The following is a 25,546-nucleotide window of genomic DNA, read 5'->3' as shown; positions in this document are numbered from 1 at the left end:
GCCGAGCCAAGGCCTCATCAACGAAATGCCGGCCATCTCGCGGGAGACGGCCGGCAGACAATTGACTGGGCGTCAGTTCGTTTCGTTGACGACCTCATCCCAAGTCTTGACCTTGGTCTCGCCATTGAGGAAGGGCAGCGTGGCAGCTGTCAGTTCCGGCGCGAAGAACACGTCGTAGTGGGTGCGGTTCGGCAGGATCGCCAGGCGGTTTTGCGACAGGTTCTCGCGCGCCCAGCCGGCGTCCTTCAACCCGCCGCCAAGCATCTGGTAGAACTTGATCTCGTGCTCGGGCCGGTACATGTCGCTGTCGCCGAACACCAGCATGACCGGCATTTTCAGCTTCGGCACGTCGGCAGAATAATCGTAGTCCTTGCGCATATAGGCGCCGAGCTGGTCGAGCAGTTTCGGAAAATCCTCCGGATGCGGCGCGACCGCGACGTAGGATTTGTACATCGGCGTGTCCTTCATCATGTCGGCCATCGCTGCGCCGACTTGTGCCTGCTGGCCACGCATCTCGGCATAGAAGCCGTCCGCGGCGTAGCCGGTCGAGACCAGGACGAGCCGGCGCACCACGTCGGGATGCTGCACGGCCATGCGGAAGGCGACGCCCCCACCCAGCGAATAACCCATGACGTCGACCTTGTCGTAGCCGAGCGCCTTGACGATCGCCGCCATGTCGTCGCCCATCGCCTCCAGGCTGAGCGGCCGGTCGCCGAGCGCGGTGCGGCCATGGCCCTGCAGGTCGACCCCGATGACGGTGCGGTTTTCGGTAAGCTTCGGCAGGATCGGCGCGAACATGTCGGTTGTGCCGAGACCGCCATGCAGCAGAAGCAGTGGCTCGCCCTTGCCATAGACGGCGTAATAATAGTTCAGGCCGTTGATCGGCAGCAGGCCGGACTTTTGCGGCTTCGGCAGTGTTGCGGTTGCGGTCGTCATGGCGGGCTTGGCCTCCTCTGCGTTGATGGCGCCCGGCGCGGCAAAGAGCGCGGCGGCCGAGGCGAAAATGGCAATAAATATCGATCTGGACATATCAGTCTCCCTCTCTCGTTTGCATCAAAGTCGCTTGTGCATCAAAGTAGCTTGGCGACCTCCTCGAGCTGTTCGGCGCACTGGCCCCAGCCGTCGTGAAAACCCATTTTCTCGTGCTGTTCGCGGTCGGCGACCGACCAATGCGCAACCCGGGCGATGTAGCGGGTCTTGCCCTCGCCCTCGTCGTCGAAGGTCAGCACGACCGTCATGAACGGCTTTTCGGACGGCTCCCATGCCTTGGTATAGGCATCGGTGAAGACGAGCTTTTTGCCTGGTACGACTTCGAGGAAGATGCCTGGATTCGGGAACTCCTTGCCGTCGGGATCGGCCATGACGACAAGGGTGGAGCCACCGGTCCGCACATCCATTTCGGCGCGCGGCGTCGTCCACGGCTTCGGCGAGAACCATTGCGTCAACAGGTTCGGCTCGGTCCAGCAGCGATAGACGTTCTCGCGCGGCGCATCGATGATGCGGGCGAGAACCAGCTCGCGGTCGGAGTTGGGGGCGATGTCGAGCTTGGTGGTCATGGCGTTCCTCACACGTCGGTTTTGGCTTCCGTGTCTAGGACGAACCAACAAGACGCAAGCCGACACGGTCCGCGAAAAAATCCGCGGGACCGGAGATTCGAGCGACGGAACTGAGTGGCTTCAGTGGCGCTTGGCTTGCACCAGATAGGCGTCGATCTCGGTCTCGCCGAGCCACTTGGCCGCTTCCAGCCGATGCAACCCTTCGACCAGGATATGGCGCTTGCCGTCATGGCGCACCTGGATCGGCATCTTCATGCCGTTTTCCAGAATGTCCTCGGCCAGATGGCGGACGGTCTCGGGATGCAGCGTCTTCTTGCGCGCGGTCGGCACGTAGATATCGTTGACCCTGACCTTTTGCACTCTCAGCATATCGGCTCCCGTGGCGGACAATGCCGCCCTTTGTGAGATAGTCTGTTTGTCAGGCAAGGCCAAGTGAGCAGCCCGGCAATGGCTGGCCCGATCGTTTCCAATTGACGCTTGGCCGGCGGATAGCCGAAATGGCGGCCTTCGACCTTAGCGGTGTCCATGAACCATCTGCCGACCGAGTTTCCCGATTTCGGACTGACGCCGGAGCAGCGACGCCAGGCGGTGCGCAGCCATTACTGGGAATGGCCCGGTATGGATGGCGGGCGCGGCGAAATCTGGTGCTACAGCGACCGTTTTTCCTATCGCCCCGGCGAGATGGTGGCGCTGCATGTCAGTTCGACGGCCGCCGGTTTCGGCATCGCGATCATCCGCGACGGCGGCGCGGAAACGACAATGTTCGAAAGGACCGGGATTGCGGCGCGCTGGCAAGATACGCCGGATCAATGTTCGGTCGAAGGCTGCGGCTGGCAGGCGTCGTTCGAGTTTCGCATCGGCGACGACTGGCCATCCGGCGCCTATCGCGTCACGCTTGAAGCGGACGGTCGCGACGGCAAGCCGATCCGCTGTCATCACCTTTTCATCGTCTCGCCGCAGCCCGGCAAGAAACCCGGCCGCGTGCTGCAGGTCGCGGCCACCGGCACTTGGCTCGCCTACAACACATGGGGCGGTTCCAACCATTACGAAGGCATCACCGGGCCGGCCCGCGACCAGTATGCACGAATGGTGTCGACGCAGCGGCCTTGGTGCCGCGGCTTCGTCGTGCTGCCCAAGGATGCGCCGCGCGTGCCGCTCGAAGTCGCGGTGCCGCCGAAAACCGTGCCGCGCTATCCGCATATGGAATGGGCCTTTGCCACCGGCCATTCGAAGAAATACGCCTCAGCCGGCTGGGCAAGCTACGACAGCCATTTCTTCCGCTTCGCCGAGCGTTCCGGCTACGCCGTCGATCTCGCCAGCCAGCACGACCTGCATTTTTCGCCCGACATCCTCGACGGCTATGACTGCGTCGTCTTCGTCGGCCACGACGAATATTGGACCTGGGAAATGCGCGATGCGGTCGACACCTATGTCGAGCGCGGCGGCCATGCGGCGCGCTTTGCCGGCAATTTCATGTGGCAGACCAGGCTGGAGGACGAAGGCCGCCGGCAGGTCTGCTACAAATACCGCGCCCGCGCCGAGGACCCGGCCTATCGCGGCGGCGATATAAGGCGCGCCACCAATTCCTGGGAAGCGCCGGAAATCGGCCGGCCGGGTGCGGCGACCTTCGGCCTCAACGCGACAAGAGGCGTCTATGCCGGCTGGGGCGGCTGCGCGCCGCGCGGCGTGCGCGGCTTTCCGGTCTACCGGCCGGAGCACTGGGCCTTCGGCGGTACCGGCATCTACTATGGCGACCTGCTCGGCGCCGACAGCCATGTCTATGGCTATGAGGTCGATGGGCTCGATTTCGAGATCCGCGGCGGCCTGCCCTACCCCACGCCCGACAGCGGCGCACCGGACGGCCTGCAGGTGCTCGCGGTCGGCATGGCTGCCCAGGTCGAGGAAAGCGCCGACATTCCGTTCGAGGACCAGTTCCTCGGCGACGAGGACGGCCGCTTCACCGCCGAAACGCTGTTCGGCGAGGCAAGCGACGCCAATCTCGACAAGGTCAAACGCGGCAACGGCATGATCGTCAATTTCCGGCGCGGCAAAGGCGAGGTGTTTCACGCCGGAAGCTGCGAATGGGTTGCCGGCCTGCTAAGGCAGGATGCGATGGTCGAGCGTGTTACCAGAAATGTCCTCGACCGCTATCTCGGAAAGTCATGACATGCTGAAGTCCCCTGCCCCGGAAGCCCGCGAAGCCTCGCATCTGTTCTACCTGTCCAGCCTGCGCCGGCCGCTGATCGACCGCGCCGAAGGCATCTACATGTGGACGCAGGATGGCCGCCGCTTCATCGACGGATCGAGCGGCCCGATGGTCGCCAATATCGGCCACTCCAATCGCAACGTGCTTGATGCGATGAAACGGCAGATGGACCGCGCCACCTTCGCCTACCGCCTGCATTTCGAGAACGAACCGGCAGAGGAGCTCGCGCGGCAACTGGCGGCCAAACTCCCCGAGGGCCTGGACCGCATCTTTTTCGTCTCCGGTGGCTCGGAGGCAACGGAATCCTGCGTCAAGCTGGCGCGGCAATGGGCAGTCGCCATCGGCCAGCCCAGCCGCTGGAAGGTGATCACGCGCTTTCCGTCCTATCATGGCGGCACGCTCGGCGCGCTCGCCGTCACCGGCGACGATGCGCTGGCCGAAACTTTTGCGCCGATGATGCAGGTCATGCCGACGGTGCCGGCGCCTGCCGCCTGGCGCGACCGCGACAATCTTTCGATGGAACAGCGCGGCACCCGCTACGCCGACATGCTGGAGGAAAAGATCCTCGCCGAGGGACCGCAGAGCGTGCTCGCCTTCATCATGGAGCCGGTCGGCGGCGCTGCCACGGCTGCATTGGTGGCGCCCGACAGCTATTATCCGCGCATCCGCGAGATCTGCGATCGCTACGGCATCCTGCTCATCCATGACGAAGTGATGAGCGGTGCCGGCCGCACCGGAAAATTCCTTGGCGGCGACCACTGGAACTGCAAGCCTGACATCGTCGCGCTGTCGAAGGGGCTGGGCTCGGGCTATGCCCCGCTCGGTGCGCTGGCGGTACCGATGCGGCTGGTGCAGCCATTGCTCGCGTCGGGCGGCTTCCAGCACGGCCATACCTATGCCGGCAATCCGCTCGCCTGCGCCGCCGGGCTCGCCGTGCTCGGCGAGATGGACCGTCTCGGCCTGATCGCGAACGCGGCTGTCATGGGCGAGCTATTGATGGCCGAGCTGAAGGGATTGGCGAAGCGGTTTCCGTTCATCGCCGACGTCCGCGGCAAGGGCCTGCTCACTGGTGCCGAAATGGTCGCCGATCCGGACACGCTGAGGCCGATCGAGCCGGCGAAAAAGGCCACTCAGCGCCTGCTCGACCTCGCCTATGAGCGCGGCTTGATCATCTACGGACGCAAGGTCAAGGGCGGTGTCGACGGCGACAATTTCATGGTTGCGCCGCCGATGATCGTCACCGCCGCGCAGATCGGCGAGATCATATCCATCATCGGTGACGCGCTCGAGGTGCTGGCCGGCGAGCTCGACCTGCCGGTCGAAGGCTGAGGAACGAACCATGGCACCGCGCAAAGTCATCATCACCTGCGCCGTCACCGGGTCGGTGCACACCCCGTCGATGTCGCCGCATCTGCCAGTGACGCCGGACCAGATCGCCGCACACGCAATCGCCGCCGCCGAGGCCGGCGCTTCGATCCTGCATCTTCATGCCCGCGACCCTAATGATGGGCGGCCGACCGCCGACCCCGAGGTGTTCATGCAGTTCCTGCCGCGCATCAAGCAGGCGACTGATGCGGTGATCAACATCACCACCGGCGGATCGTCGCTGATGACGCTCGACCAGCGGCTGGCCGCGCCGCTCAGGGCCGAGCCGGAAATGTGTTCGCTCAATATGGGTTCGATGAACTTTGCGCTGTTCCCGATGCTCGAGCGGCCGCGGGAATGGCAGCATGAATGGGAGCCGAAACTGCTCGAGGCCACCCGCGACACGATCTTCAAAAACACCTTTGCCGACATGGAGACGGTGCTCGAGAAGCTCGGGCGCGGTTGCGGCACCCGCTTCGAATTCGAGTGCTACGATGTCGGCCATCTCTATTCGCTGGCGCATTTTCGCGATCGTCGGCTGGTGTCTGGACCTTTGTTCATCCAGTTTGTTTTGGGCATCCTTGGCGGCATCGGCGCCGATCCAGAAAACCTGATCCACATGAAGCGCATCGCCGACAAACTGTTCGGCGACAGCTACCAATTTTCGGTGCTGGCCGCAGGACGCCACCAGATGCCGATGATCTCGATTGCGGCGGCGATGGGCGGCAATGTCCGCGTCGGGCTGGAGGACAGCCTCTACGACGGGCGCCAGCTCGCCAAGTCCAATGCCGACCAGGTGCGCCGCATCCGCAGCGTGCTCGACGGATTGTCGCTGGACGTCGCGACGCCGGCCGAGGCGCGGCAGATGCTGGCGCTCAAGGGCGGCGATCGCGTGGCGTTCTGAGATGCGGCCGTGACCAACCCACCGTCAAGAGACATCGTCATCCGCCCCGGCTGGGTGGAGGACGTCGAAACCATCCACGCCGCGCTCCTACGGCTCGGCGCGCATGTCGGCGCACATCAGGAGATCACCTCGACAGCTCGGGATCTCCGCACCTATGGCTTTGGCGAGAAGCCTGCCTTCTCGACCCTGATCGCCGAGGTCGGCGGCGAGTTTGCCGGGCTTTGCCTGCATTTTCCAATCTTCTCGACATGGATGGGACGGCCCGGCGTCTATGTGCAGGACCTCTATGTCGAGGACCGTTTTCGCGGCCGCAGGATCGGCGAGCACCTGCTGCGCCGGGTCGCGGCGCAATGCCGGAAGGACGGCGGCGTCTATCTCAAGCTGTCTGTCGATACCGACAACGAGACCGCCAAGGCTTTTTACGAACGGTTGGGCATTGCCTGGTCCAGCTACGAGCAGGTGCAGAAGATCGTCGGCGACGCCTTTTTCGCCTTCGCCGATGCACCGGAGGAGCCAACATGAAAGCCTTCTATGCCGAAGAACAGAAGCGCCACGACCCGAAGGCGTTCCTCTCCAGCGGCGCGCCGCAGCCCAATCCGGAAAAGCCGGAACGGGTCGAGCGATTGTTGGCCGGCGCAAAGGCTGCCGGCTGCACGATCGAACGGCCGCGGGATCACGGACTCGGCCCTATTGCCGCGGTACATACGCCGGAATATCTCGATTTCCTTCACCATATCTTCGCGCGCTGGCAGCGCATCGAGGGCGCCTCGGCCGAGGTCATCCCCAACATCCACCCGATCGCGCGGAACGGCTCCTATCCGGCCTCGGCGGTCGGCCAAGCCGGCTACCACATGGCCGACACAGCCTGCCCGATCTCCGGCGAGACGTGGCAGAGCGCGCTTTGGAGCGCCTGGAGCGCGGTTGAAACCGCCGAGGCGGTGATGTTGGGAGCGCCGGCCGCCTACGCGCTGTGCCGGCCGCCCGGCCATCACGCCTTTGCCGACGTCGCCGGCGGCTTCTGCTTCATCAACAATTCGGCGGTCGCCGCACAGGCTCTACGCAAGCAGGCAGCGCGGGTGGCGATCCTCGATGTCGACCTGCATCACGGCAACGGGACGCAAGGCATCTTCTATGCCCGGCCGGACGTGCTCACCGTGTCGCTGCATGCCGACCCGGCGCGGTTCTATCCGTTTTTCTGGGGCTATGCGGACGAGCGCGGCGAAGGCGCCGGCCTCGGCTACAATCTCAACCTGCCGCTGCCGCGCAAATCCGGCGATGCGGCTTTCCTCGAAGCACTGGCGGCAGCGTTCCAGCGCATCGACGCCTTCTCGCCCGATGCGCTTGTGGTCGCGCTGGGCCTAGACGCCTTCGAAGGTGATCCGTTCGGCGGGCTGTCGGTGAGCACGCCTGGTTTTTCGCGCATTGGCGAGGCGATCGCCCGGCTCGGCCTGCCAACGGTCATCGTCCAGGAAGGCGGTTATCTCTGCGATGAGCTCGGCGACAATCTCACCGCCTTCCTCACCGGTTTTGGCGGCGCCCACAAGCGATGATCCGTCGGCGTGGCCCGCTCAGGATCGCTCCTGCCTCAGCATGGCGACAACGCGGTGCACGCTCTCCAGCGTCTCGTCGATCTCGGCTGCAGTGTTGTAATGAGCGATGCCGATGCGCACCACGCCCTGCTCGGCCGGAATGCCGAGCTGGTGGACGATCTCCCAGGCGTAGTTGTGGCCGGACCACAGGAAGATGTTTTCCGCATTCATCTGCCGCACGACCGTCTCCGGCACTATGCCTTCGACAGTGAACGACACCGTCGGCACACGCTCATCGATCCGCTTCGGATCGGTGATGCCGTGGATGGTCAGGCCGGCAATATCCGACAGACCGTCGATCAACTGTTGCGTCAGCGGGTTCTCGTAAGCGATTGAGACTTCGAAGGCCTTGGCGATTTTCCGCCGACGCGACCCTTGCGCGCCAGCTGCCGCTCCCAACTCGGCAAAATAATCGATAGCCGCCGACAGGCCGGCCATCAATTCAATTTGCACCGTGCCGAGCTCGAAGCGCTCCGGCAAGGCATTGGACGAGCAACGGCATTTATACGGCTTAAGCGCATCGATAACGCCCAGCCTGCCCCACAAAATTCCCATATGCGGGCCGAAGAACTTGTACGCCGAGCAGATCAGGAAATCGCAGCCGAGGTTTTGGACGTCGATCAGACCATGCGGCGCGAACTGGACGGCATCGACGTAGACCAACGCACCAGCCCGCCTAGCGATGCCGGTCAACGCCTTCACCCGGTTGATCGACCCGGTGAGATTGCTGGCGTAGTTGAGCGCGACGAGCCGCGTCCTCTCGGAAAGCAACGCGGCGAGCGCCGCCTCCTCGATCTGCCAGCTCTGCTGGTCGAAAGGCAGCCAGCGCACGACAAGGCCAAGGTCTTCAGCCAGTTGCAGCCAGGGTGAGACGTTGCCCTCATGGTCCATGCGGGTGAGGATGATCTCGTCCCCGGGCTTCATCGTGCGGCCGAGCGTTCGCGACATGTGGTAGGTCAATGTCGTCATGTTGGCACCGACGATAATTTCCGGCGGACTTGCCGCACCCAGGAAATCGGCCATCGCCAGATGGGCCTCGTCGACAATGTCCTGTGCCGCAATGGTGGTCTCGAAGAAGCCGCCGAGGTTGGCATTGGTGGTCAGCAGGCAGCGTGACACCGCGTCCGCCACCGACTGCGGCACCTGCGTGCCGGCAGGATTGTCGAGATAAATGCGCCGGCGGCCCTTGTCGGTCAGCGACAAAGCCGGAAATTTCGCGCGCACCGCGTCGATCCGGAAGCCCATGGCTGTTCCCCTCTCCTTATGACGATCGGACAACCACGCCCGACGCATCAAGGGCACGGATTGCCGACGCGCTGGTGGATCGCATCAACGGCTTTCTGCATGTCCTCGGTCCAGACCACGTCGGCGGAAGAGAGCGCCATTTCGAGTTGCGAAATGGTGGTGGCGCCGATGATGTTCGAGGTGACCAAGGGCCGGTTCGAGACATAGGCATTGGCAAACAGCGCCGGCTCCATGCCGAAGGTGCGCGCCAACCGGTTGTATTCGAGCTGCACCTCGGCAGCATTCGGCGTCTCGTAGCGCTGGCCGCGGTTGAACAACTGCGAGCGCGAGCCCTGCGGCCGCGCGCCATGATCGTATTTGCCGGTCAAATAGCCTTGCGCCAGCGGTGAATAGGCAAGCAGCGACACCTGCTCGCGCTCGCAGACTTCGGCAAGGTTCACCTCGAAGGTGCGATTGACGAAATTATAGGCGTTCTGCAGCGAGGCGACGCGCGGGCCGAGGCCCTTGTCGGCTTCGGCAATGAAACGCATGACGCCCCAGGAATTCTCGTTCGACAGGCCGAAATGGCGGATCTTGCCGGCCTTCACCAGTTCATCAAATACGGCAAGCGTCTCGGCGATCGGCGTCTCGCCTTCCGGCACACCGGCGGCATCGGAGCGTCGCGGCAAGGTGCCGATGCGGTTCGGATTGGCGCCCCACGGCACGTCGCGTTCCGGCCAATGGATCTGATATAGGTCGATGTAATCGGTGTTGAGCCTGGCGAGTGACTTATCAATAGCGTCGAAGATATCGGCGCGCACCAGCTTAGACGAGCGGTCGCCGCGAAACCAAGTGTTGGCGGTGCGACCAACTACCTTCGAGGCGACGATCACTTGGTCCCGATTGCGCTTCTCCTTCATCCAATTGCCGATGATTGTCTCGGTACGGCCTTGTGTCTCCGCCTTGGGTGGGATCGGATAGAGTTCGGCGGTGTCGTGACCGTCCGCCTCGGTGTTCTGCTGGCCCCAAGTCATCGATCCGAGGCAGATTTGCGACACGAAAAGATCGGTCTGGCCGAGACGGCGTTTGTGCATGGAGTTTCTCCGGCGGGAATTTTGCGCGGCTGCGCGAGGAGGAAGCAATAGCATACAGGAAAGCGCCGCCCGCTTCCAAGCCCACCGACGGCAGGCCAGGCGACTTTCCAGGATGCCGGCGAACGGAGTTTTTCGCTGCGTCTAACAAAAAACCGGCCAAGTGCCGGGACTGAGGCCTACGCTCGAAGCACCGCCGAAGTTTCGCCGGAACAGCCGAATTATGTCAAAAAAGATCAGGGCAGCATGGCTGCCATGCGAATGCTGCACTGCACAATTGTCATGATCTGCCTATATTGACGGCCGTGGAGGTTCAATAAGGGGCTTGAATCATGGGATTCTTCACTGAAATGTTCGCCCGTCCGCGTCCGCGGGAACAACTGCGTTATCGTGCGGCACTGGCGCTGCTCCATTCGATGAGCAATGCCGATCGCGCCGATATCGGCGTCAAGCCGGCCGATTTCCCGCGCATCGCTCGGGAAATGTCCGTACGCTAAACAGCGCGCCGTGAGAATCCCGCCGCAGCGGGATATCTCACGAGCTAATCTCAACGCAATCCGAGGAAGATCGACTTGCCCAATGGCACGCCGTTGTGGCGCAGGATGTCGTAGGCGGTGGTCAGGTGGAAGTAGAAATTGGGCATGGCGGCATGCAGCAGATACTGCATTCCCGGCATCGAAACCTCGCGCCCGGCAAGCCGCAGTTCGACCATCCTGTCATCTGAACCATCGAATTCGGCCGCCGAAAATGTCGCGAGATAGTCGAGCGTCTTGGTAAGGCGGGCCTGCAGATCAACGAAGCTCGTCTCATTATCCTCGTATTTTGGCACCTCACGCCCGGCAAGCCGCGACGGCGCGCCCTTGGCGTGATCGGTGGCAATCTGTACCTGCCTGGTCAGCGCAAACATGTCCGGCGCCAGCCTCGCCGTCAGATACACCTGCGGATCAATCTTGCGATCAGCCGCATTTTGCTCGGCAATGTTCAGCACATTGGCTAGTGACTTCAGCCTCGCCGAAAATACCGGCACGGATGCTTCATACATTGATATGGTCACAAGAAATCTCCACGGGGCCCTACTGCCTATGGCGAGAGGTAGCGCTTTCGCAGGCGATTGTTCAAGCGCCACCACGTCGCCGCGATCGATATGATAGGATTTTTTATCGAGTGGAGGTTCCCGATGAGACGCGCCCTTTTTGCAGCGACCGCCTTTATCTCTCTTGCCGTTGCCGGCCAATCGGCGCTCGCCGCAGACGCGCCTTATATCGACGACAGGTCGAATGCCGAGGCGGTGATCCGGTCGCTTTATAGTGCCATCAGCCGGCACGAATTCGCGCGCGCCTGGGACTATTTCGGCGACACCAAGCCGGCCAAGGATTTCAATTCCTTCGTCAAAGGCTATGACGGCACGGACACGGTCGAAGTGAAAACCGGTGGCGTATCCGAAGACGGGGCTGCCGGCAGCATCTACTACAGCGTTCCGGTCGCCATCCGGGCGACGGCCAAGGACGGCAGCGAGAATGTCTTTGCCGGCTGCTATACGCTGCGCCAGATCAACGCCTCGATCCAGGAACCGCCATTTCGCTCGATCTTCATCGACAAGGGTGCGCTGAAACCCTCAAAGGCCGATTTTGAGGATGCCGTGCCGGCAAGCTGCGGCGAAGGACCGCCGCCGCCGAAGAAGGACGCAGCGCTTGAGCAGGCCAACAAGGCGTTTGCCGCGACTTATGGCGACCAGTGCGACAAGGATCTTTTGGCGCAGAAGCCGGACATTTTCTCGATCCACTACAAGGACAAGGATGCGGCTGCCAGCGATCCCGAAAGCGAAACGCGGCTTTTCCATTTCGCCTGCTCGGCCGCGGCCTACAACGAAAACTCGATCTATTACATGAGCGACGACGTGCTTGGCGTAAGACAATTGCAGTTCGCCGAACCTGAAATGGACATCCGCTACGAGAACAATGACAGCGACGGCAAATTGCTGGGCATGACCATAGTTGGCTTCCAGACCTCCGGCTGGGCAACCAATTCCGATTACGACGAAGAGACCAAGACGATCACCACCTTCAACAAATGGCGTGGCATCGGCGATGCCTCTTCGTCGGGGACCTATCTGTTTCGCAACGGCGATTTTTCCCTGGTCCAGTACGACGTCGACGCGTCTTATGACGGCGAGGAAAATCCGCAGACGGTCGTCGACTACAATACCGCGCCTTAAGGGGCCTTCGACAACATCCAGTTGAGCGTGCCGCGCCAGTCGGTCATGCGGATGGGCGTGCCGTGCGTGCCGGTCTCGAAGCGGACGAAGCGCGTGGGATAGCTCTTCGATTTGGCCAGGATGGAGCGGAAGAAGGCTTCCTGTTTCTCGATTGGAAACACCGGGTCCTTGCTGCCTTGGCCGAAGAAGACCGGCACACGACGCTTGAAGGCGGGGCTTGAGAAGAAACTCTCGTCCCATAGCGAGCCGAGCAGCAGCAGCCCGTCGATGCGCCGGCCGGTATCATTGCGGGCGGCCAGCTTCCAGCATAATGAGCCGCCCATCGAGCCGCAGGCGACGAAGATTTTTGCGCTCGGCGATTGTTCGGCATAGTGGTCGATCAGCGCGGCGATCTGGGCGGCACCTGTGTCGCCGAAATCGGAAAAGTCCGGCGATAGATAGAGACCGCCGTTGCCCGCCATCAGGTTCTTGATGCGATTGAAATTACCGCCGAAGGTAAAGTCGTCGGTGCCCTGCTTACGGCTGCCGCCCTGCCCGTGCAGATAAAGCACGATGATGCTGGCGCCCCCGGTCTTGCCGACGGCAATGTGGCGGACATCGCCGGCGTCGGTCTTCAGCAAGAGATCCTGCTGCACCTTGCGCACGCCGGTTTCGGTGTATTGCGCGTGCACACGACGCTCAGGCACTTCGTCACGAGCGTTGATGTCGCGCAGCTCACGATAATCGACCACCGTATAGGCGCCGTTGCTCTCGGACGAGAGTGTGACCGGATAGGCGAACAGATCGTCCTTGAAGGGTTTGAGTTCGAGAGCGTTGGCGTAGGCGACACAAAAGAGCTGCAAAAGAATCGCCATCGGCAGGGCCGGGAGGCCAGAGGGGGGCAAGCGGAACCGGAAGCAGGAACGAAAGGCCATCCCTCAGCCATGCGTTTTTCGGCTTCGGTTTGTCAATCCTGCAGCACGCCGCCGGCGCCTTCCAGCGCCTCGCGCGTGTCGACATCGATCGCTGCCCCTTCGCCGATCTCGACATCGATGACGTCGAGCCCTTCGGCCTCGACCAGATGGCGGGCGCCGGTATCGCCTTGGAGGTGAGCGATCGCGGCAAACAGCGAACGCGGCAGCAGCACCGGATTGCCGCGCCGCCCAGCGTGCGAGGCCCGCACCACCGATCGGCCTTCGGACCTGCGGAACGCCTCGATCAGCCTGTCGAGGTCGGCCGAGGCGACGCCGGGCATATCGCCGAGGACAATCATGGCGCCGGCGGCGTCGCCGGAAATCTTGGCGATGCCGGCCTTTAGCGACGAAGACAGACCCTCGGCGAAATCCGGATTGTCGGCGAAGGTCACATCGAGGCCAGACAGTGCACTGCGCACGCGCTCGCTCTGGTGGCCGGTGACGACGATGGTGGCCGCGGCTTTCGAACCGACTGCGCGTTCGGCGGTGCGGCGGACCAGAGGCTTGCCATCGAACAGTGCCAAGAGCTTGTTCGGCCCGCCCATGCGGCTGGAGCGGCCGGCGGCCAGAAGCACGATCTCGACCTTTGGTTCGGCTTTGGCCGGCAACGGCTCGCGCGGTTGCGGCCGCGTCGGAATTTCCATCAACAGCCCGCCGACACCCATGCCGGCAATATCCCTGGCGGTCACGTCGAGACCGGCGATCAGCCGGTCGAGCACCCAGTCGAAGCCGTTCTCCTTGGGACTGCGGGCGCAGCCCGGCGCACCGATGATGCGCTTGCCGCCGAGTGTGCCGAGCACCAGCAGATTGCCGGGATCGACCGGCATACCGGCGCGGATGACAGTGCCGCCGGCCCTTTCGATCGCAGCAGGAACGACGTCGCCGAAATCGGCCATCGCCGAAGCGCCGAAGATCACCACCATATCGTTGTCGCGGATCAGCGAGGCCGCAGCCTCGGCGACGGGGATAATTTCATGCGGCGTTCGACGCTCCGCCGTCAGCCTGCCGCCCGAACGCGCCAGGCGTGCTTCGGTGACGCGCAGCGTCTTGTCGAGCACGCTGGGTTTGATGCCGGGCAGCACCGTCTGGATGACGCCGACGCGCACCGGCTGATAGGCGTTGACCGCAAAGATCTCGCCGCCCGCGCAGATCCTTGCCACCGCATCGACCAAAGCGGAGGCGACCGCAAACGGAATGATCTTCACCGTTGCTACCATCTGACCTTTTTCGACCGGCGCATGCTGCGCGAGCGTGGCGATGGTGATCGTCGGATCGACGGCGTTGATGGCGTCGATCATCGCCGCGTCGACGGTGAACATGCCGGCAGCCTGCGCGTGGAGGTTGACCCTACCTGTCGCGGCAGGCTTCGCCTCGATGTTGCGATGGATCATACATGCGGCGATCTTTTCAGCGGCGACGTCCTCGCTGAGATCATCGGGCGCCAACACCGCCGCGACGACCTCGGAAATGCCAGCGGCCTTCAACAGGGACACATCCCCGGCGCTTAACCGGTGCGCCTTGCGGTAGCGGCGCTCTCCGGCTGTAGTGGCGTGCGCAAGCACTGCCCCTTCGGCCGCATCGATCGCAACGGGACCAAATTTCACGCGACCGCGCCTTTGGATTCGAGGCCGCGGGAGCGAAAGGCATGGATCGCTTGCGCCAACACCGCGACGGCAATCTCGGCCGGGCTGGCAGCTCCAATGTCGAGGCCGATCGGGGCATGAATGCGGGCGATCTGGTCGGCTGTCGCCCCCGAAGCCAGCAGGCGTTCCACACGTTTGGCGTGGGTCTTGCGGCTGCCGAGCGCGCCGACATAAAAGCAGCCGGCGTCGAGCGCCGCCTTCAACGCGAAATCGTCGATCTTCGGATCGTGGGTGAGAGCAGCCAGCGCCGTATAGTTATCGAGCGGCTGACGCGTCAGCACATCCTGTGGCCATTCGGCATGCAGCGCGATATCGGGAAAACGATCGGGCGTGGCAAAGGCCGTGCGCGGATCGATGATCTCGACAGGATAGCCGGCGATCCTGGCCATCGGTGCCAGCGCCTGGCTGATGTGGACGGCGCCGATCACCACCAGGCGCGGCTGCGGCAGATGTGCGTTGAGGAAGAACGTGCGCCCCTCAGCTTCGACCGAACCGGAATTGCCCGTGCGAAATGCCTTGGCGACGGCCGCCCCGAGTTCACCGGCTACCCGGTCTCCCTCGCGCACGACACGGTCGCGGCCGTCGCCGAGATCGGTGACCAGGATTGCCGCGCGGCGGGCGCGGCGTTCGGCGTTGAGTGTCTTCAGCGCATAGGGATCCATTCGAGATCAACCCAATCTTTCTACATAGACCTTGATGCGGCCGCCGCATGACAGGCCGACTTGCCAGGCGGTCTCGTCTGCGACGCCGAATTCGAGCATTTTGGCCTTGCCGCTATCGATAACCTCGAGCGCCTCGGTGACTACGGCGCCTTCGACGCAGCCGCCCGAGACGGAGCCGTGGAAATTGCCTTCGGCGTCGATGACCAGGTGGCTGCCGACCGGCCGCGGCGCCGAGCCCCAGGTCTCGACCACGGTGGCAATGGCGACATCCTTGCCGTCCTTCATCCAGCCCTCCGCGATGATCAGCGGGTCGCGAGCCTCATCGAGATAGATACTGCGTTCCATGATTTCTCCCTGAGAGACATGTGGTTATGCGACGCGCTTCACGCCAGCCTCGATCCACCCGCGCGGGTCGACCGAACCCATAAACAGCACGGTTGCCAGCGACCGGTTCCGCCACATAATCCGCACGGGGCAACAGATCGAGCGTCTCGTCGATCATCCGCGGCGCCGGACGCGGTTTTCCACTCGGTCATTCTGTCTCCGCGGGCGCAGCCATCTGAAAGCCTCTACAGAGCGTGGTAGCCGCGGTTGTGATAGATCAGCGGCCGCAAGTTATCGCCGATGCGCAAACCTGTAACCTTGCCAAAAAGCACACGGTGCGTGGCCAGATCCTTGGAGTCGATCAGTTCGCAGTCGAAGACGGCGAGCGCGCCCTTCAGCGTCGGCGCACCAGTCGAGATCACGTCCCATTCGGCCAACGCGAAACGCTCCTCGACCGGCAGGCCGGTCATGCCGGAAAAGCCGATCGACAGCGGCTCCTGATCCGAAGCCAGCGTGTTCAGGGCAAATTTGCCGTTTTCCACGAACGGCTCATTCTTGGGATTTTCGCGATTGAGGCAGACCAGGATCGTTGGCGGCGTGTCCGACACCGAGCAGGCCGCGATCACCGTCGCGCCGCGCCTGCCGGCGGGGCCATCGGTGGTGACTACATGCACATGACCGGCAAAATGGGCCATCGCGTCGCGGTAGGCCTGCGGCCCGATGTCATTCTTCTTCAGCACCGATGATTTTCCACTAGTCAGAACCAACCGTTATATATGGGGGGATATTGCAGCCCACAAGCGAAGTGCTTGACGTATATCCTGGATTCCCGTGTTGCGCCAAAGCTGGCCAGCCTTTAGGTCTTGACGGCATTGGCGCCGGCAGAACACGCGATCGGCGCGGAGGAATTCTTCGCTCGCATGCGACCTTGGACAACCACAATAGCGGTGCTGGCCTGGCTCTCGGTCGCCGGGGGTGCGAGCGCCGAGAGGCTGCTGGTCGGCGTCGCGGCACCGCTGTCGGGGCCGTCGGCGATCCTCGGCAAACAGATCGAGGCAGGCGCGACAATGGCGGCTGAAGCGAACGACGCCGAAATCACGACGATCGATGACGCCTGCACGGCCGATGGTGGCGCCGCCGCCGCGCGGGAGTTCGCCGCGGCCAAGGTCAACGTCGTCATCGGGTTTTTGTGCACCGACGCAATCGAGGCGGCTCTGCCGATCCTCAAGGATGCCGGCATACCGGTGATCACAGTCGGCGTTCGCACGGAAAGCCTGACCGACCGGCGCGCCAAGACGGGATGGCCGATCTATCGTCTCGGGCCGCGCGGCGACGACGAGCGCAATGCCGTCGCTGCCATCCTCACCCGCCTATGGCAGACCGAGCTGTTCGCCATCGTCGACGACGGCACGATCTATGGCCGCGAAATGGCCGAGACGTTTCGGGCAGCCGCCGAGCAAGCGGCCCTGAAGCCGGTGTTCGTCGACACGTTCCGGCCGCAGCTCGACAACCAGATCGGCCTGATCGGCCGACTTAAGAAAGCCGGCGCAACGCATGTCTTTGCCGGCGGCGACGGCGATGATGTCGCCATTATGGGCCGGGATGCTGGCCAGCTAAATACCGGCATGGTGTTTGCGGGCGGCGAAGCGTTGCGCGCGCCGCTCGGCGATGTGCCTTATGCCATCGGCACGCTGATGATCGCGCCGCCCGAATGGGCCGATGTCGCCGACCCCAAGGTGCTGCAGAGCTTTGCCGGGCAAAACATCGTGCCGGAAGGTTACACCCTGCCCGCCTATGCCGCGGTCGAGATCGCCAAGTCGGCTTCGGCATTGACGCAAAGCTCCGGCGAGAGACTGGCCAACGTGCTGACCGCGCATGACTTCGCCACGGCGATCGGACCGATCCGCTTTGACGAAAAAGGTGACCTGACGCAAAATCCTTATCGAGCCTACCGTTTCGACGGCGGCCGTTTCGTGCCGGCGGAGAGCCAATGATGTCCAGCACGGGGATGTTCCGTACGGGTCCGCGCAATCTCATCACCGACGTCGCCGGCCTGCGTGTCGGCAATGCGGCGAATGCGAAGCTGAAATCCGGCGTGACCACCGTCATCTGCGACGAACCGGCCGTGGCCGGCGTGCAAATCCTGGGCGGTGCGCCAGGCACCCGCGAAACCGACCTGCTCGAGCCGCACAATTCGATCCACGCCATCCATGCCGTGGTGCTTTCCGGCGGCTCGGCTTTTGGCCTCGACGCCGCGTCAGGGGTGCAGGCGGCCTTGCGCGAAAGAGGCATCGGCGTCGAGGTCGGCGGCTTTCGGGTGCCGATCGTGCCGGCGGCGATCCTGTTCGACCTGCGCAATGGCGGCGACAAGGATTGGGGCCGGTATCCGCCTTACCGCGACCTTGGCTACGAAGCCGCGCAAGCCGCCGCGATCGACTTTGCCCTCGGCACTGCCGGCGCAGGTAGCGGGGCTTTGAGCTCCGGCTTGAAGGGCGGGCTCGGCTCGGCCTCGACAGTGCTGGACAGCGGCGTCACCATCGGCGCGCTCGCCGCTGTCAACCCGACGGGCTCGGTGACTGTCGCCGGGACCCGCCATTTCTGGGCGGCGCCGTTCGAGATCGGCGACGAGTTCGGCGGCTTAGGCTTTCCCCACCCGATGCCTGACGATGCCAGAAAGATCCTGCTGAAGTTCCGTGACAAGCATGCCGCAGAGCAGGCGGAAACCGGCGCCAACACGACCATCGCCGTGATCGCCACCGATGCGGTACTCACCAAGGCCGCCGCCAAACGCCTGGCGATATCAGCGCATGACGGCTTTGTCCGGGCCATTTGGCCGACGCACACGCCCGCAGACGGCGATCTGGTCTTCGCGCTGGCAACAGGCAAGAGCGGCATCGAGCTCAGGCCCAACGATGCGATCGATCTCTACGCCGCGGCCGGCGCCACGATGGCGCGCGCCATCAGCCGCGGCGTCTTTGCCGCGACGCCGGCCGAGGGCGATCTGTTCCCGGTCTGGTCGTCGCGCTGACCGCGCCGCTTATTCGGATTTGCCGTAACCGGACTGGACTTATGATCAAGTGGGGTCGGATTTTTCTTCCTCGAACGTGACCGCAACGTCGGAGTTTGCCGACAGCCGCACCTTTTGGCCCTCGACCTCGGCGACAAGGCTGAGAGGAATGAAGTGGTGATGACCCCTGTGAGCGCCCTCACCGCTGTCGCGCTTGGTCAGCTTGATGCGATCTCCGTCAACCTTGTCGACAGTACCGACATGGACCCCGTCGGCGCCGATCACTTCCATACGTTCGCGAATCTTGGCTGCATCTGTCATGGGGGTCTCCCTTATAGCGCCGCGCCCTTTTGAACGCGCAAAGGACGCTCTAAACATTTTGACTCAATGTGCCGTGCCTTCCGAAATCGATCCTGATTTTCGGAAGGCACGATGCGGTGAAGCTGCCGACAATAACAAACGACAGCCGGATTGGATGCATCGACTTTGTGTTCCAGTCAGCACGATCTTTTGACGGCATCGTGATAGGAATTTAACGGCGTCGACCGCCTGAATGGAATTCCCCATGCGAAATCTTGCTCTGTTTGCCGCCTGCCTGCTTGCCCAGCTGGCAACTTTGGCCGCCGGCCACGCAGGCGATGTCGCCGAGCTTGAGATCCTCGGCTTCAGCCGCGATGGCGGGGTCTTTGCCTTCGAGGAATACGGCGTCCAGGACGGATCGGGATTTCCCTATGCAAACCGCTATTATATCGACACGGCCGACGACAGTTTCCTGAAGGGCTCGCCGATCCGTGTCCGGCTCGACGACGCGAATGCCGCGGTGGACGCGGCGCGGTTGCAGGCCCGGCAAAAGGGCGAAGCGATCGTCAGTCAGGCGGAACTGAAGGCAAATCGCGGCATCACCGCCGGCTTCAACCCGGTGACCGAGCTTTCTGCCGATCCCTTCCGCATGGTGGTCAATCCGCGCCCGATCTTTTGGCCGGTCGACGAGCCGCTCGAGTTCCGGCTCGACCAGATCGGCATGAATGACACCGAGCGCTGCCAGAGCCAGGGCGAGATCAATGGCTTTCGCCTGCTGCGCATCGAGGCGAAGGACGGCGGTCAGACGAGCATTATTCACGAGGACAAATCGATCCCGCAAAGCAGAGGCTGTCCGACCGGCTACCAGATCGGCGCGGTTCAGACATTTTCACTGGATAGCCTCAGCGCCTATGCCGTGCTGATCGCGGTGCGCCAATACGGGTTCGAGGGGCCAGACTATCGCTGGATCGCGGTAACCCGTCGCCTGTGACGTTCCCCGCCATGCGCTATCGCACCCTGCATCGTCTCCGCCGCGCTCTGCCGTCGCTGCGCACGGCATTTGCCGGTGCCTTGCTGTGGGCCATGGCGATGGGCGCCAGCGCGCTCCTCAATCTGCTGCAGTACAATTGGGAGACCCCGGCAAAGATCCGCTTCGTCTCGCTGCTTTATGCAGCCGGCGGTGCGCTCGCTTTCCCGATTGGGCTGTTCCTGGCGCGGCTCGTCTCGCTCGGACGCCACTGGGAGATCGCCCTCGCCGCCGCCTTCGTCTGCCTTCTCGCAGCGACGATTGTCTTCACCGGCGGCCTCTTTGGGCTGCAATACCGCTCCTACTATGTCCAATGGCATGCGCCCGCGTTCACCATCACCTGGGTTTTCCAGTTCGTGTTCACGATGTTGACGGCACTCTACCAGTTCGTCGTCCTTGGCATCCGGCTGTATTTTCCGCTCGGTTTCATTGCGCTCGCTGTCGCCAGTGTCTGGTTTGCGCGCCAGCAACGTTGAGCATTTTGCCTGCCTCTGTTAGGACGCGGGCAAATGCTCTCGCAAGTCAGGACCGACTGATGATCCCTCGCTACTCCCGGCCGGAAATGGTGGCCATCTGGTCGCCCGAAACCCGGTTCCGCATCTGGTTCGAGATCGAGGCCTACGCCTGCGACGCATTGGCCGAGCTCGGCGTCATCCCGAAGGAGGCCGCCAAGACCATCTGGGAGAAAGGCGGGGCGGCGAAATTCGATGTCGAAGCCATCGACGAGATCGAGCGCGTCACCAAGCATGACGTCATCGCCTTTCTCACCCATCTTGCCGAATTCGTCGGGCCGGATGCCCGCTTCATCCACCAGGGCATGACATCCTCGGACGTTCTCGACACCTGTTTTGCCGTGCAGCTCACCCGTGCCAGCGACATCCTGCTGGCCGACATTGACGGGCTGCTTGCGGCGCTCAAGCGCCGCGCCTTCGAGCACAAGGACACGATCACAATCGGCCGCAGCCATGGCATCCATGCCGAGCCGACCACCTTCGGCGTCAAGCTGGCGCAGGCCCATGCCGAATTCTCGCGTTGCCGCGAGAGGCTGGTGCACGCACGCGAGGACATCGCCACCTGCGCCATCTCCGGGGCGGTCGGCACCTTTGCCAATATCGACCCATATGTCGAAGAATACGTGGCCAAGAAACTCGGACTGAAGCCGGAGCCGGTGTCGACGCAGGTGATCCCGCGCGACCGCCACGCGATGTTCTTCGCCACGCTCGGCGTGATCGCCTCGTCGATCGAGCGGCTGGCGATCGAGGTGCGCCATCTGCAGCGCACGGAGGTACTCGAAGCAGAAGAGTACTTTTCACCCGGCCAGAAGGGTTCGTCGGCGATGCCCCACAAGCGCAACCCGGTGCTGACCGAGAACCTAACCGGCCTTGCCCGCATGGTGCGCTCGTTCGCATTGCCGGCAATGGAGAATGTGGCGCTGTGGCACGAGCGCGACATCTCGCATTCCTCGGTCGAGCGCATGATCGGGCCCGACGCGACGGTGACGCTCGATTTCGCGCTCTCACGGCTGACCAGCGTTGTCGACAAACTGCTCGTTTACCCCGACAACATGCTGAAGAACATGAACAAATTCCGTGGCCTTGTGCATTCGCAGCGCGTGCTGCTGGCGCTGACGCAAGCTGGCGTTTCGCGCGAGGACGCCTACCGGCTGGTGCAGCGCAACGCGATGAAGGTGTGGGAGCAAGGCGCTGATTTTCTTGAGGAACTTTTGGCCGACAAGGACGTTGTCGCAGCCTTGCCCGAGGCCGAGATCCGCGAGAAATTCGACTTGGGCTATCATACCAAGCACGTCGATACGATCTTTAGCCGAGTGTTTGGAGAGGCCTGATGATTTCGTCAGCCGGAGATTTCGATTTCCTTGCCCTGCCCGGGCGCGGCAACTCCGGGCCAGATCATTGGATGTCGCATTGGTGCCGGGTGTTCCCCAATTCGAGCCGCGTGCTGCAGGCCGAGTGGGACCGGCCTAAGCTTGGGGACTGGATCGGCCAGGTGGATGCGGCGGTGGCCGCCGCACCGCGCCGCGTCGTGCTACTTGCGCATTCGCTGGCGGTGGCGACGGCGGTGAAGTGGGCTGCTAGTGCCAGTCAAAGCCAACTCGACAAGGTCGCGGCGGCATTCCTGGTTGCCGCGACCAATGTCGAGGATACCGATTCCTCATTCGACGCGGTGCGCCCGTTCGCGCCGATGCCGCTGAAGCGCCTGCCCTTCCCGGCATTGGTGGTGGCGAGCCGCAGCGACCCGCGCGTCACTTTCGACAAGGCGACCGCTTTTGCCGCAGCCTGGGGCGCGGATATCGCCGATGCCGGCGATCTCGGCCATATGGGAAACGAGGCCGGCCTCGGCCTGTGGCCGGCGGGCCTGCTGATGCTTGGCCGCTTGCTTGAAAAGGCGAAGCTCTAACCGAACTACGCCTTGCCGGGAACGGTCCTGATCACCGTGCCCCACGGATCCTCGCGGGTCGTTGCATCAGCCACATTGTCCGAACGCATCTCGACCCAGGCCAAGCCGGAGCGGGCGGGATCGCGGCGGCCGGCACCCGCGCTCTGCCACGCATTTGCGCCAATGTGGTGATGGTAGCCGCCGGACGACAAGAATACCGCCGCGCCACCGTATTTTGCCACGGTGTCGAAACCGAACTCCTGATGCCACCATGCTTCGGCTTCTTCCGGCCGGCCGACCCGCAGATGGACGTGGCCGATAATGCTGTTTTCCGGCGCGCCCTGCCAGCCGACGTCACCGGCCGGCACTTCGGCAATGACCGACGGAATGTTCAGCCGCTCCGTCGCCATCGCGATCTTGTCGCCATTCCATTTCCAATCCTGGGGGCGGCGGTCGGCATAGATCTCGATGCCGTTGCCTTCCGGGTCGGTAAGATAAAGCGCCTCGCTGACCAGATGATCGGACGCGCCCTCGATGCCAATCTTGCCCGCGATAGCGTGGTTGATCCAGCGGCCGAGATCGACCCGGCTAGGGAGCAGGAAGGCGGTGTGGAAAAGACCGGCGCTGCGCGGGTCATCGGGTTTCGCAGCCGGATCCGCTTCGATGTCGAGCAAAGGGCGATTGACTGCGCCGAGCGTAATCGTGCCGCCGGCGCGGCTCAGTTCCTGCAAACCGACGACTTTGCTATAGTAGGCAGCGAGATTTTCTGCATCGCGCGCCCGCAAGCCGACGCGGGCAACGCTGACCGGGGTCGTTGCGGCAAAAGGCAGTTCGCTCATCGAAGTGCTCCGTTCAGCCGGCGCTCGACAAGCTTCCAACGGAGGAACCTGGCGCCATCAATCATTCTACGCCGTGTCCGTGCCAAAATCTCGGAACAGCCATTCTTTCCTGGCGACAGATCGTCGATCGCTATCGTTCACACAAGAGCGCAAGAAGCGAACAAGGTGTTCACAATAGCGAGCAGACCGGACTCATGAGAGGTGCGTTTGCATGTCAGTGTTGAGTTCATACCCGGTTGCACCCGACAGCGCCTCTCGCTACATGCGCGCCATGAAAGTCAGGGAAGCAGATATTCTCATCGTGCCGGGCTACACCAATTCCGGCCCCGATCATTGGCAGAGCCGCTGGCAGGCGAAACTATCGACAGCGCGCCGCGTCGAACAGACGGAATGGTCGAAGCCGGTGCGCGAGGATTGGACGGCCGGTGTCGCCAAGGCGGTTAACCAGGCCGAGCGGCCGGTCGTCATTGTCGCTCACTCGCTTGGCGTCGCCGCGGTCATCCAGGCATTGTCTCGGTTCGAGCGACCGGTCGCCGGCGCTTTCTTCGTGGCGCCGCCCGATGTCGCCAATCCAAAGATAAAGCCGAGGCACCTGATGACCTTCGGTCCCTATCCGCGCGATCCTCTGCCATTTCCGTCGGTGGTGATCGCCAGCCGCAACGACCCGTTCTGCGCCTTTGGCGTCGCCGAGGACATTGCCGCGGCCTGGGGCTCGCTGTTCATCGACGCCGGCGATGCCGGTCATCTCAACGCGGATTCCGGCTTCGGCCCCTGGCCCGAAGGTTCGATGACGTTCGCGAAATTCCTGACGGATCTCTAGGAAGCGATCGAATCCCTGACGCTGCTCAGCAGGGTCTTTGCCCCAAGCGAAATCAGCGAATGCTCCGAACCCATCGCCAGCAGCCGGTAACCCATCGACACCACACGACCGGCAATGGCCGGTTCCATCACGTAGATCGCCGCATGCTTGCCGGCCTTGCGGGTGCGCTCGGCGATCGAGGCGACGGTCTCCATCATGCTCTCCAGCGTCGAGCTGACGGTGGTCCCCTTCGACCAGGCGATCGAGAAATCCGACGGGCCGAGGAAGATCCCGTCGATACCCGGCGTGTCGAGGATGCCGTCGAGTGCAGCAAGCGCGGCGCGCGTTTCGACCATGGCGAACGCCATGGTGCGCTGGTTGCTGTCGCGCAGCCAGTCGGCATGATCGCCTTTGCCATGACGCGGAAAGGCATAGGTGGGGCCCCAGGAGCGCTCGCCGAGCGGCGGGTATTTCATGGCGGCGGCAAACAGCCTTGCGTCCGCCACTGAATTCACCATCGGCGCAATCACAGCCTCGGCGCCGAAGTCGAGCGCGCGGCTGGCCATGTCGAAGCGGCCGACCGGGATGCGCACCAAAGCCGGCTTGTTGGCGGCCAGCACCGGCACAAGCCCGCGCAGCACGCTGTCCTCGTGATGGCCACCATGCTGCATGTCGAGCGTAACCGCGTCGAATCCTTGTCTGGCCAGTATCTCGACCGTCAAAGCATCCGGCACGCCTGACCATGCGGTGAACAGTGTCTCGTCGGCCGCAAGGCGTGACTTCAGGGACATTGGCGATTTCCTCTTTGGTTGCAACAATTCAGCCGGAAATGACCGCAAAGGCAAAGAAAAACCGCCCGGTTGGGCCGAGCGGTCGATTGGTCCAGCATTCGATCGGTATAGAGAAGGATCAGGTGTTCTTGATCTGCTCGATCGCCTGCGCCATCAATTCATCCATGGTGCGGCGGATCTGATGGTCCGACTGGTCAATGCCGGCCGCATCGAAATCCTTGCGTATCTTGCGGAAAACGTCGTGATCGCCGGCTTCCTCAATGTCGCTGACGACCACTTCCCTGGCATAAGCGTCGGCATCGGTGCCTGACTTGCCGAGCTTTTCGGCAGCCCACAGGCCGAGCGCTCTGTTGCGGCGTGCCGCAGCCTTGAACCGAAGTTCCTCATCGAATGCGAATTTGCGCTCAAAGCCCTCTTCGCGGTCTTTCATGCTGCTCATGGCATCCCTCCGTGAAATCCGATTCGTCGTGCCAATATGTGTTGCCGGAGCACAAACCAAAAGGGCGCCGGCCGGTCAATATGCTACATTGCTTGCTGCGCTGCGGCATTTCGGTCCCCGAAAGCGGTTGATTGAAAGGATTTGCCGATTGAGCAAACAGTGCGATTGGGATAGACACCGGCATTGAACCCCACCGTCGCCATCTTATTTTAGGCAGA

Annotated in this window: 29 protein-coding genes; 14 read left to right on the top strand and 15 right to left on the bottom strand. The window is 63.0% G+C overall.

The window, feature by feature from the left end:
- Positions 1-72: 72 nt before the first annotated feature.
- The 3 genes from NKI63_RS07440 to NKI63_RS07430 form a co-directional block, all read right to left on the bottom strand.
- Complete coding sequence (locus NKI63_RS07440) at positions 73-1,029, bottom strand: alpha/beta fold hydrolase (protein WP_352820898.1); 957 nt, start codon at positions 1,027-1,029, stop codon at positions 73-75.
- A gap of 41 nt (positions 1,030-1,070) precedes the next feature.
- Positions 1,071-1,556, bottom strand: a complete 486-nt coding sequence (locus NKI63_RS07435) for an SRPBCC family protein (RefSeq protein WP_352477390.1) — start codon at positions 1,554-1,556, stop codon at positions 1,071-1,073.
- 120 nt (positions 1,557-1,676) lie between these two features.
- Entirely contained in the window at positions 1,677-1,925 is a 249-nt protein-coding gene (locus NKI63_RS07430) for a ParB N-terminal domain-containing protein (protein WP_023674751.1), read from the bottom strand.
- 156 nt (positions 1,926-2,081) lie between these two features.
- Between NKI63_RS07430 and NKI63_RS07425 the strand changes: the two genes are divergently transcribed.
- From NKI63_RS07425 to NKI63_RS07405, 5 genes are read left to right on the top strand one after another with little or no spacing between them, the layout of a single operon-like run.
- Positions 2,082-3,722, top strand: a complete 1,641-nt coding sequence (locus NKI63_RS07425) for a N,N-dimethylformamidase beta subunit family domain-containing protein (protein WP_352777972.1) — start codon at positions 2,082-2,084, stop codon at positions 3,720-3,722.
- 1 nt (position 3,723) lies between these two features.
- A complete protein-coding gene (locus tag NKI63_RS07420; protein ID WP_352820896.1) occupies positions 3,724-5,091 on the top strand; it encodes an aminotransferase family protein in 1,368 nt (455 codons plus the stop codon).
- 10 nt (positions 5,092-5,101) lie between these two features.
- Positions 5,102-6,031: a 3,5-dioxohexanoate:acetyl-CoA acetone transferase gene (gene kce / locus NKI63_RS07415; RefSeq protein WP_352804862.1), complete on the top strand. Its 930-nt coding sequence runs from the start codon at positions 5,102-5,104 to the stop codon at positions 6,029-6,031.
- Positions 6,032-6,040: 9 nt separating this feature from the next.
- On the top strand, positions 6,041-6,553 hold the full coding sequence (locus NKI63_RS07410) for a GNAT family N-acetyltransferase (protein ID WP_352506405.1): 513 nt from the start codon (positions 6,041-6,043) through the stop codon (positions 6,551-6,553).
- On the top strand, positions 6,550-7,581 hold the full coding sequence (locus NKI63_RS07405) for a histone deacetylase family protein (RefSeq protein WP_352506406.1): 1,032 nt from the start codon (positions 6,550-6,552) through the stop codon (positions 7,579-7,581). Before NKI63_RS07410 ends, NKI63_RS07405 begins: the two co-directional genes overlap by 4 nt.
- An 18-nt stretch (positions 7,582-7,599) precedes the next feature.
- Here NKI63_RS07405 and NKI63_RS07400 read toward each other — a convergent pair whose 3' ends face one another.
- Positions 7,600-8,865 carry a cysteine desulfurase-like protein gene (locus NKI63_RS07400; protein WP_352820893.1) on the bottom strand — a complete coding sequence of 422 codons (1,266 nt, stop codon included), beginning with the start codon at positions 8,863-8,865 and terminating at the stop codon, positions 7,600-7,602.
- A gap of 47 nt (positions 8,866-8,912) precedes the next feature.
- Positions 8,913-9,938 (bottom strand): aldo/keto reductase, encoded by a 1,026-nt coding sequence (locus NKI63_RS07395; RefSeq protein WP_352820891.1) that lies wholly within the window; start codon positions 9,936-9,938, stop codon positions 8,913-8,915.
- A gap of 329 nt (positions 9,939-10,267) precedes the next feature.
- On the opposite strand from NKI63_RS07395, the gene NKI63_RS07390 reads away from it, so the two are divergent.
- On the top strand, positions 10,268-10,432 hold the full coding sequence (locus NKI63_RS07390; protein WP_352506409.1) for a hypothetical protein: 165 nt from the start codon (positions 10,268-10,270) through the stop codon (positions 10,430-10,432).
- A 50-nt stretch (positions 10,433-10,482) separates the two neighbouring features.
- Here the strand turns inward: NKI63_RS07390 and NKI63_RS07385 are convergent, their stop codons facing one another.
- The gene (locus NKI63_RS07385) at positions 10,483-10,989 is read right to left on the bottom strand and encodes a DUF1993 domain-containing protein (protein ID WP_254817666.1); all 507 of its coding nucleotides are present in this window, start codon (positions 10,987-10,989) and stop codon (positions 10,483-10,485) included.
- Positions 10,990-11,112: 123 nt separating this feature from the next.
- Between NKI63_RS07385 and NKI63_RS07380 the strand changes: the two genes are divergently transcribed.
- The gene (locus NKI63_RS07380) at positions 11,113-12,150 is read left to right on the top strand and encodes a DUF1176 domain-containing protein (RefSeq protein WP_352506410.1); all 1,038 of its coding nucleotides are present in this window, start codon (positions 11,113-11,115) and stop codon (positions 12,148-12,150) included.
- Here the strand turns inward: NKI63_RS07380 and NKI63_RS07375 are convergent.
- The 5 genes from NKI63_RS07375 to NKI63_RS07355 form a co-directional block, all read right to left on the bottom strand.
- A complete protein-coding gene (locus NKI63_RS07375) occupies positions 12,147-13,004 on the bottom strand; it encodes an alpha/beta hydrolase family protein (RefSeq protein ID WP_352506411.1) in 858 nt (285 codons plus the stop codon). The genes NKI63_RS07380 and NKI63_RS07375 overlap by 4 nt on opposite strands.
- Before the next feature lie 92 nt (positions 13,005-13,096).
- On the bottom strand, positions 13,097-14,707 hold the full coding sequence (locus NKI63_RS07370) for an NTP transferase domain-containing protein (protein WP_352506412.1): 1,611 nt from the start codon (positions 14,705-14,707) through the stop codon (positions 13,097-13,099).
- Positions 14,704-15,408 (bottom strand): XdhC family protein, encoded by a 705-nt coding sequence (locus NKI63_RS07365; protein WP_352506413.1) that lies wholly within the window; start codon positions 15,406-15,408, stop codon positions 14,704-14,706. Before NKI63_RS07365 ends, NKI63_RS07370 begins: the two co-directional genes overlap by 4 nt.
- A gap of 6 nt (positions 15,409-15,414) precedes the next feature.
- Positions 15,415-15,753 carry an XdhC family protein gene (locus tag NKI63_RS07360; RefSeq protein ID WP_352506414.1) on the bottom strand — a complete coding sequence of 113 codons (339 nt, stop codon included), beginning with the start codon at positions 15,751-15,753 and terminating at the stop codon, positions 15,415-15,417.
- Between the two features lie 224 nt (positions 15,754-15,977).
- Complete coding sequence (locus NKI63_RS07355) at positions 15,978-16,472, bottom strand: flavin reductase (protein WP_352506415.1); 495 nt, start codon at positions 16,470-16,472, stop codon at positions 15,978-15,980.
- A 180-nt stretch (positions 16,473-16,652) separates the two neighbouring features.
- Here NKI63_RS07355 and NKI63_RS07350 point away from each other — a divergent pair, with 180 nt between their 5' ends.
- Entirely contained in the window at positions 16,653-17,726 is a 1,074-nt protein-coding gene (locus NKI63_RS07350; RefSeq protein WP_352477374.1) for a branched-chain amino acid ABC transporter substrate-binding protein, read from the top strand.
- Positions 17,727-17,740: 14 nt separating this feature from the next.
- Entirely contained in the window at positions 17,741-18,760 is a 1,020-nt protein-coding gene (locus NKI63_RS07345) for a P1 family peptidase (protein ID WP_254817735.1), read from the top strand.
- A 45-nt stretch (positions 18,761-18,805) separates the two neighbouring features.
- Here the strand turns inward: NKI63_RS07345 and NKI63_RS07340 are convergent, their stop codons facing one another.
- A complete protein-coding gene (locus tag NKI63_RS07340) occupies positions 18,806-19,060 on the bottom strand; it encodes a DUF2171 domain-containing protein (RefSeq protein WP_254817658.1) in 255 nt (84 codons plus the stop codon).
- Positions 19,061-19,304: 244 nt separating this feature from the next.
- On the opposite strand from NKI63_RS07340, the gene NKI63_RS07335 reads away from it, so the two are divergent.
- Genes NKI63_RS07335 through NKI63_RS07320 form a run of 4 tightly spaced genes read left to right on the top strand, consistent with a single transcriptional unit; the run spans position 19,305 to position 22,481 of the window.
- Positions 19,305-20,030 (top strand): DUF2259 domain-containing protein, encoded by a 726-nt coding sequence (locus NKI63_RS07335; RefSeq protein ID WP_352820886.1) that lies wholly within the window; start codon positions 19,305-19,307, stop codon positions 20,028-20,030.
- Between the two features lie 11 nt (positions 20,031-20,041).
- Entirely contained in the window at positions 20,042-20,542 is a 501-nt protein-coding gene (locus tag NKI63_RS07330) for a hypothetical protein (protein ID WP_352820883.1), read from the top strand.
- A 59-nt stretch (positions 20,543-20,601) separates the two neighbouring features.
- A complete protein-coding gene (purB, locus tag NKI63_RS07325; protein WP_352820880.1) occupies positions 20,602-21,909 on the top strand; it encodes an adenylosuccinate lyase in 1,308 nt (435 codons plus the stop codon).
- The gene (locus NKI63_RS07320) at positions 21,909-22,481 is read left to right on the top strand and encodes an RBBP9/YdeN family alpha/beta hydrolase (protein WP_352820877.1); all 573 of its coding nucleotides are present in this window, start codon (positions 21,909-21,911) and stop codon (positions 22,479-22,481) included. The genes purB and NKI63_RS07320 overlap by 1 nt, the downstream gene beginning before the upstream one ends.
- A gap of 5 nt (positions 22,482-22,486) precedes the next feature.
- Here the strand turns inward: NKI63_RS07320 and NKI63_RS07315 are convergent, their stop codons facing one another.
- A complete protein-coding gene (locus NKI63_RS07315) occupies positions 22,487-23,299 on the bottom strand; it encodes a VOC family protein (protein ID WP_352820874.1) in 813 nt (270 codons plus the stop codon).
- A gap of 271 nt (positions 23,300-23,570) precedes the next feature.
- On the opposite strand from NKI63_RS07315, the gene NKI63_RS07310 reads away from it, so the two are divergent.
- On the top strand, positions 23,571-24,119 hold the full coding sequence (locus NKI63_RS07310) for an RBBP9/YdeN family alpha/beta hydrolase (RefSeq protein WP_352820979.1): 549 nt from the start codon (positions 23,571-23,573) through the stop codon (positions 24,117-24,119).
- Here the strand turns inward: NKI63_RS07310 and NKI63_RS07305 are convergent.
- Complete coding sequence (locus tag NKI63_RS07305; protein ID WP_352506422.1) at positions 24,116-24,889, bottom strand: HpcH/HpaI aldolase family protein; 774 nt, start codon at positions 24,887-24,889, stop codon at positions 24,116-24,118. The two genes, NKI63_RS07310 and NKI63_RS07305, sit on opposite strands and share 4 nt — an antisense overlap.
- Before the next feature lie 118 nt (positions 24,890-25,007).
- Positions 25,008-25,328: a DUF1476 domain-containing protein gene (locus tag NKI63_RS07300; protein ID WP_254817651.1), complete on the bottom strand. Its 321-nt coding sequence runs from the start codon at positions 25,326-25,328 to the stop codon at positions 25,008-25,010.
- Positions 25,329-25,546: the final 218 nt, after the last annotated feature.

This window comes from Mesorhizobium sp. M0410, from assembly GCF_040321435.1.
GTDB lineage: Bacteria > Pseudomonadota > Alphaproteobacteria > Rhizobiales > Rhizobiaceae > Mesorhizobium.
The sequence above is the reverse complement of the archived record's forward strand: the minus strand, read 5'-3'. Positions and strand labels throughout refer to the sequence as shown.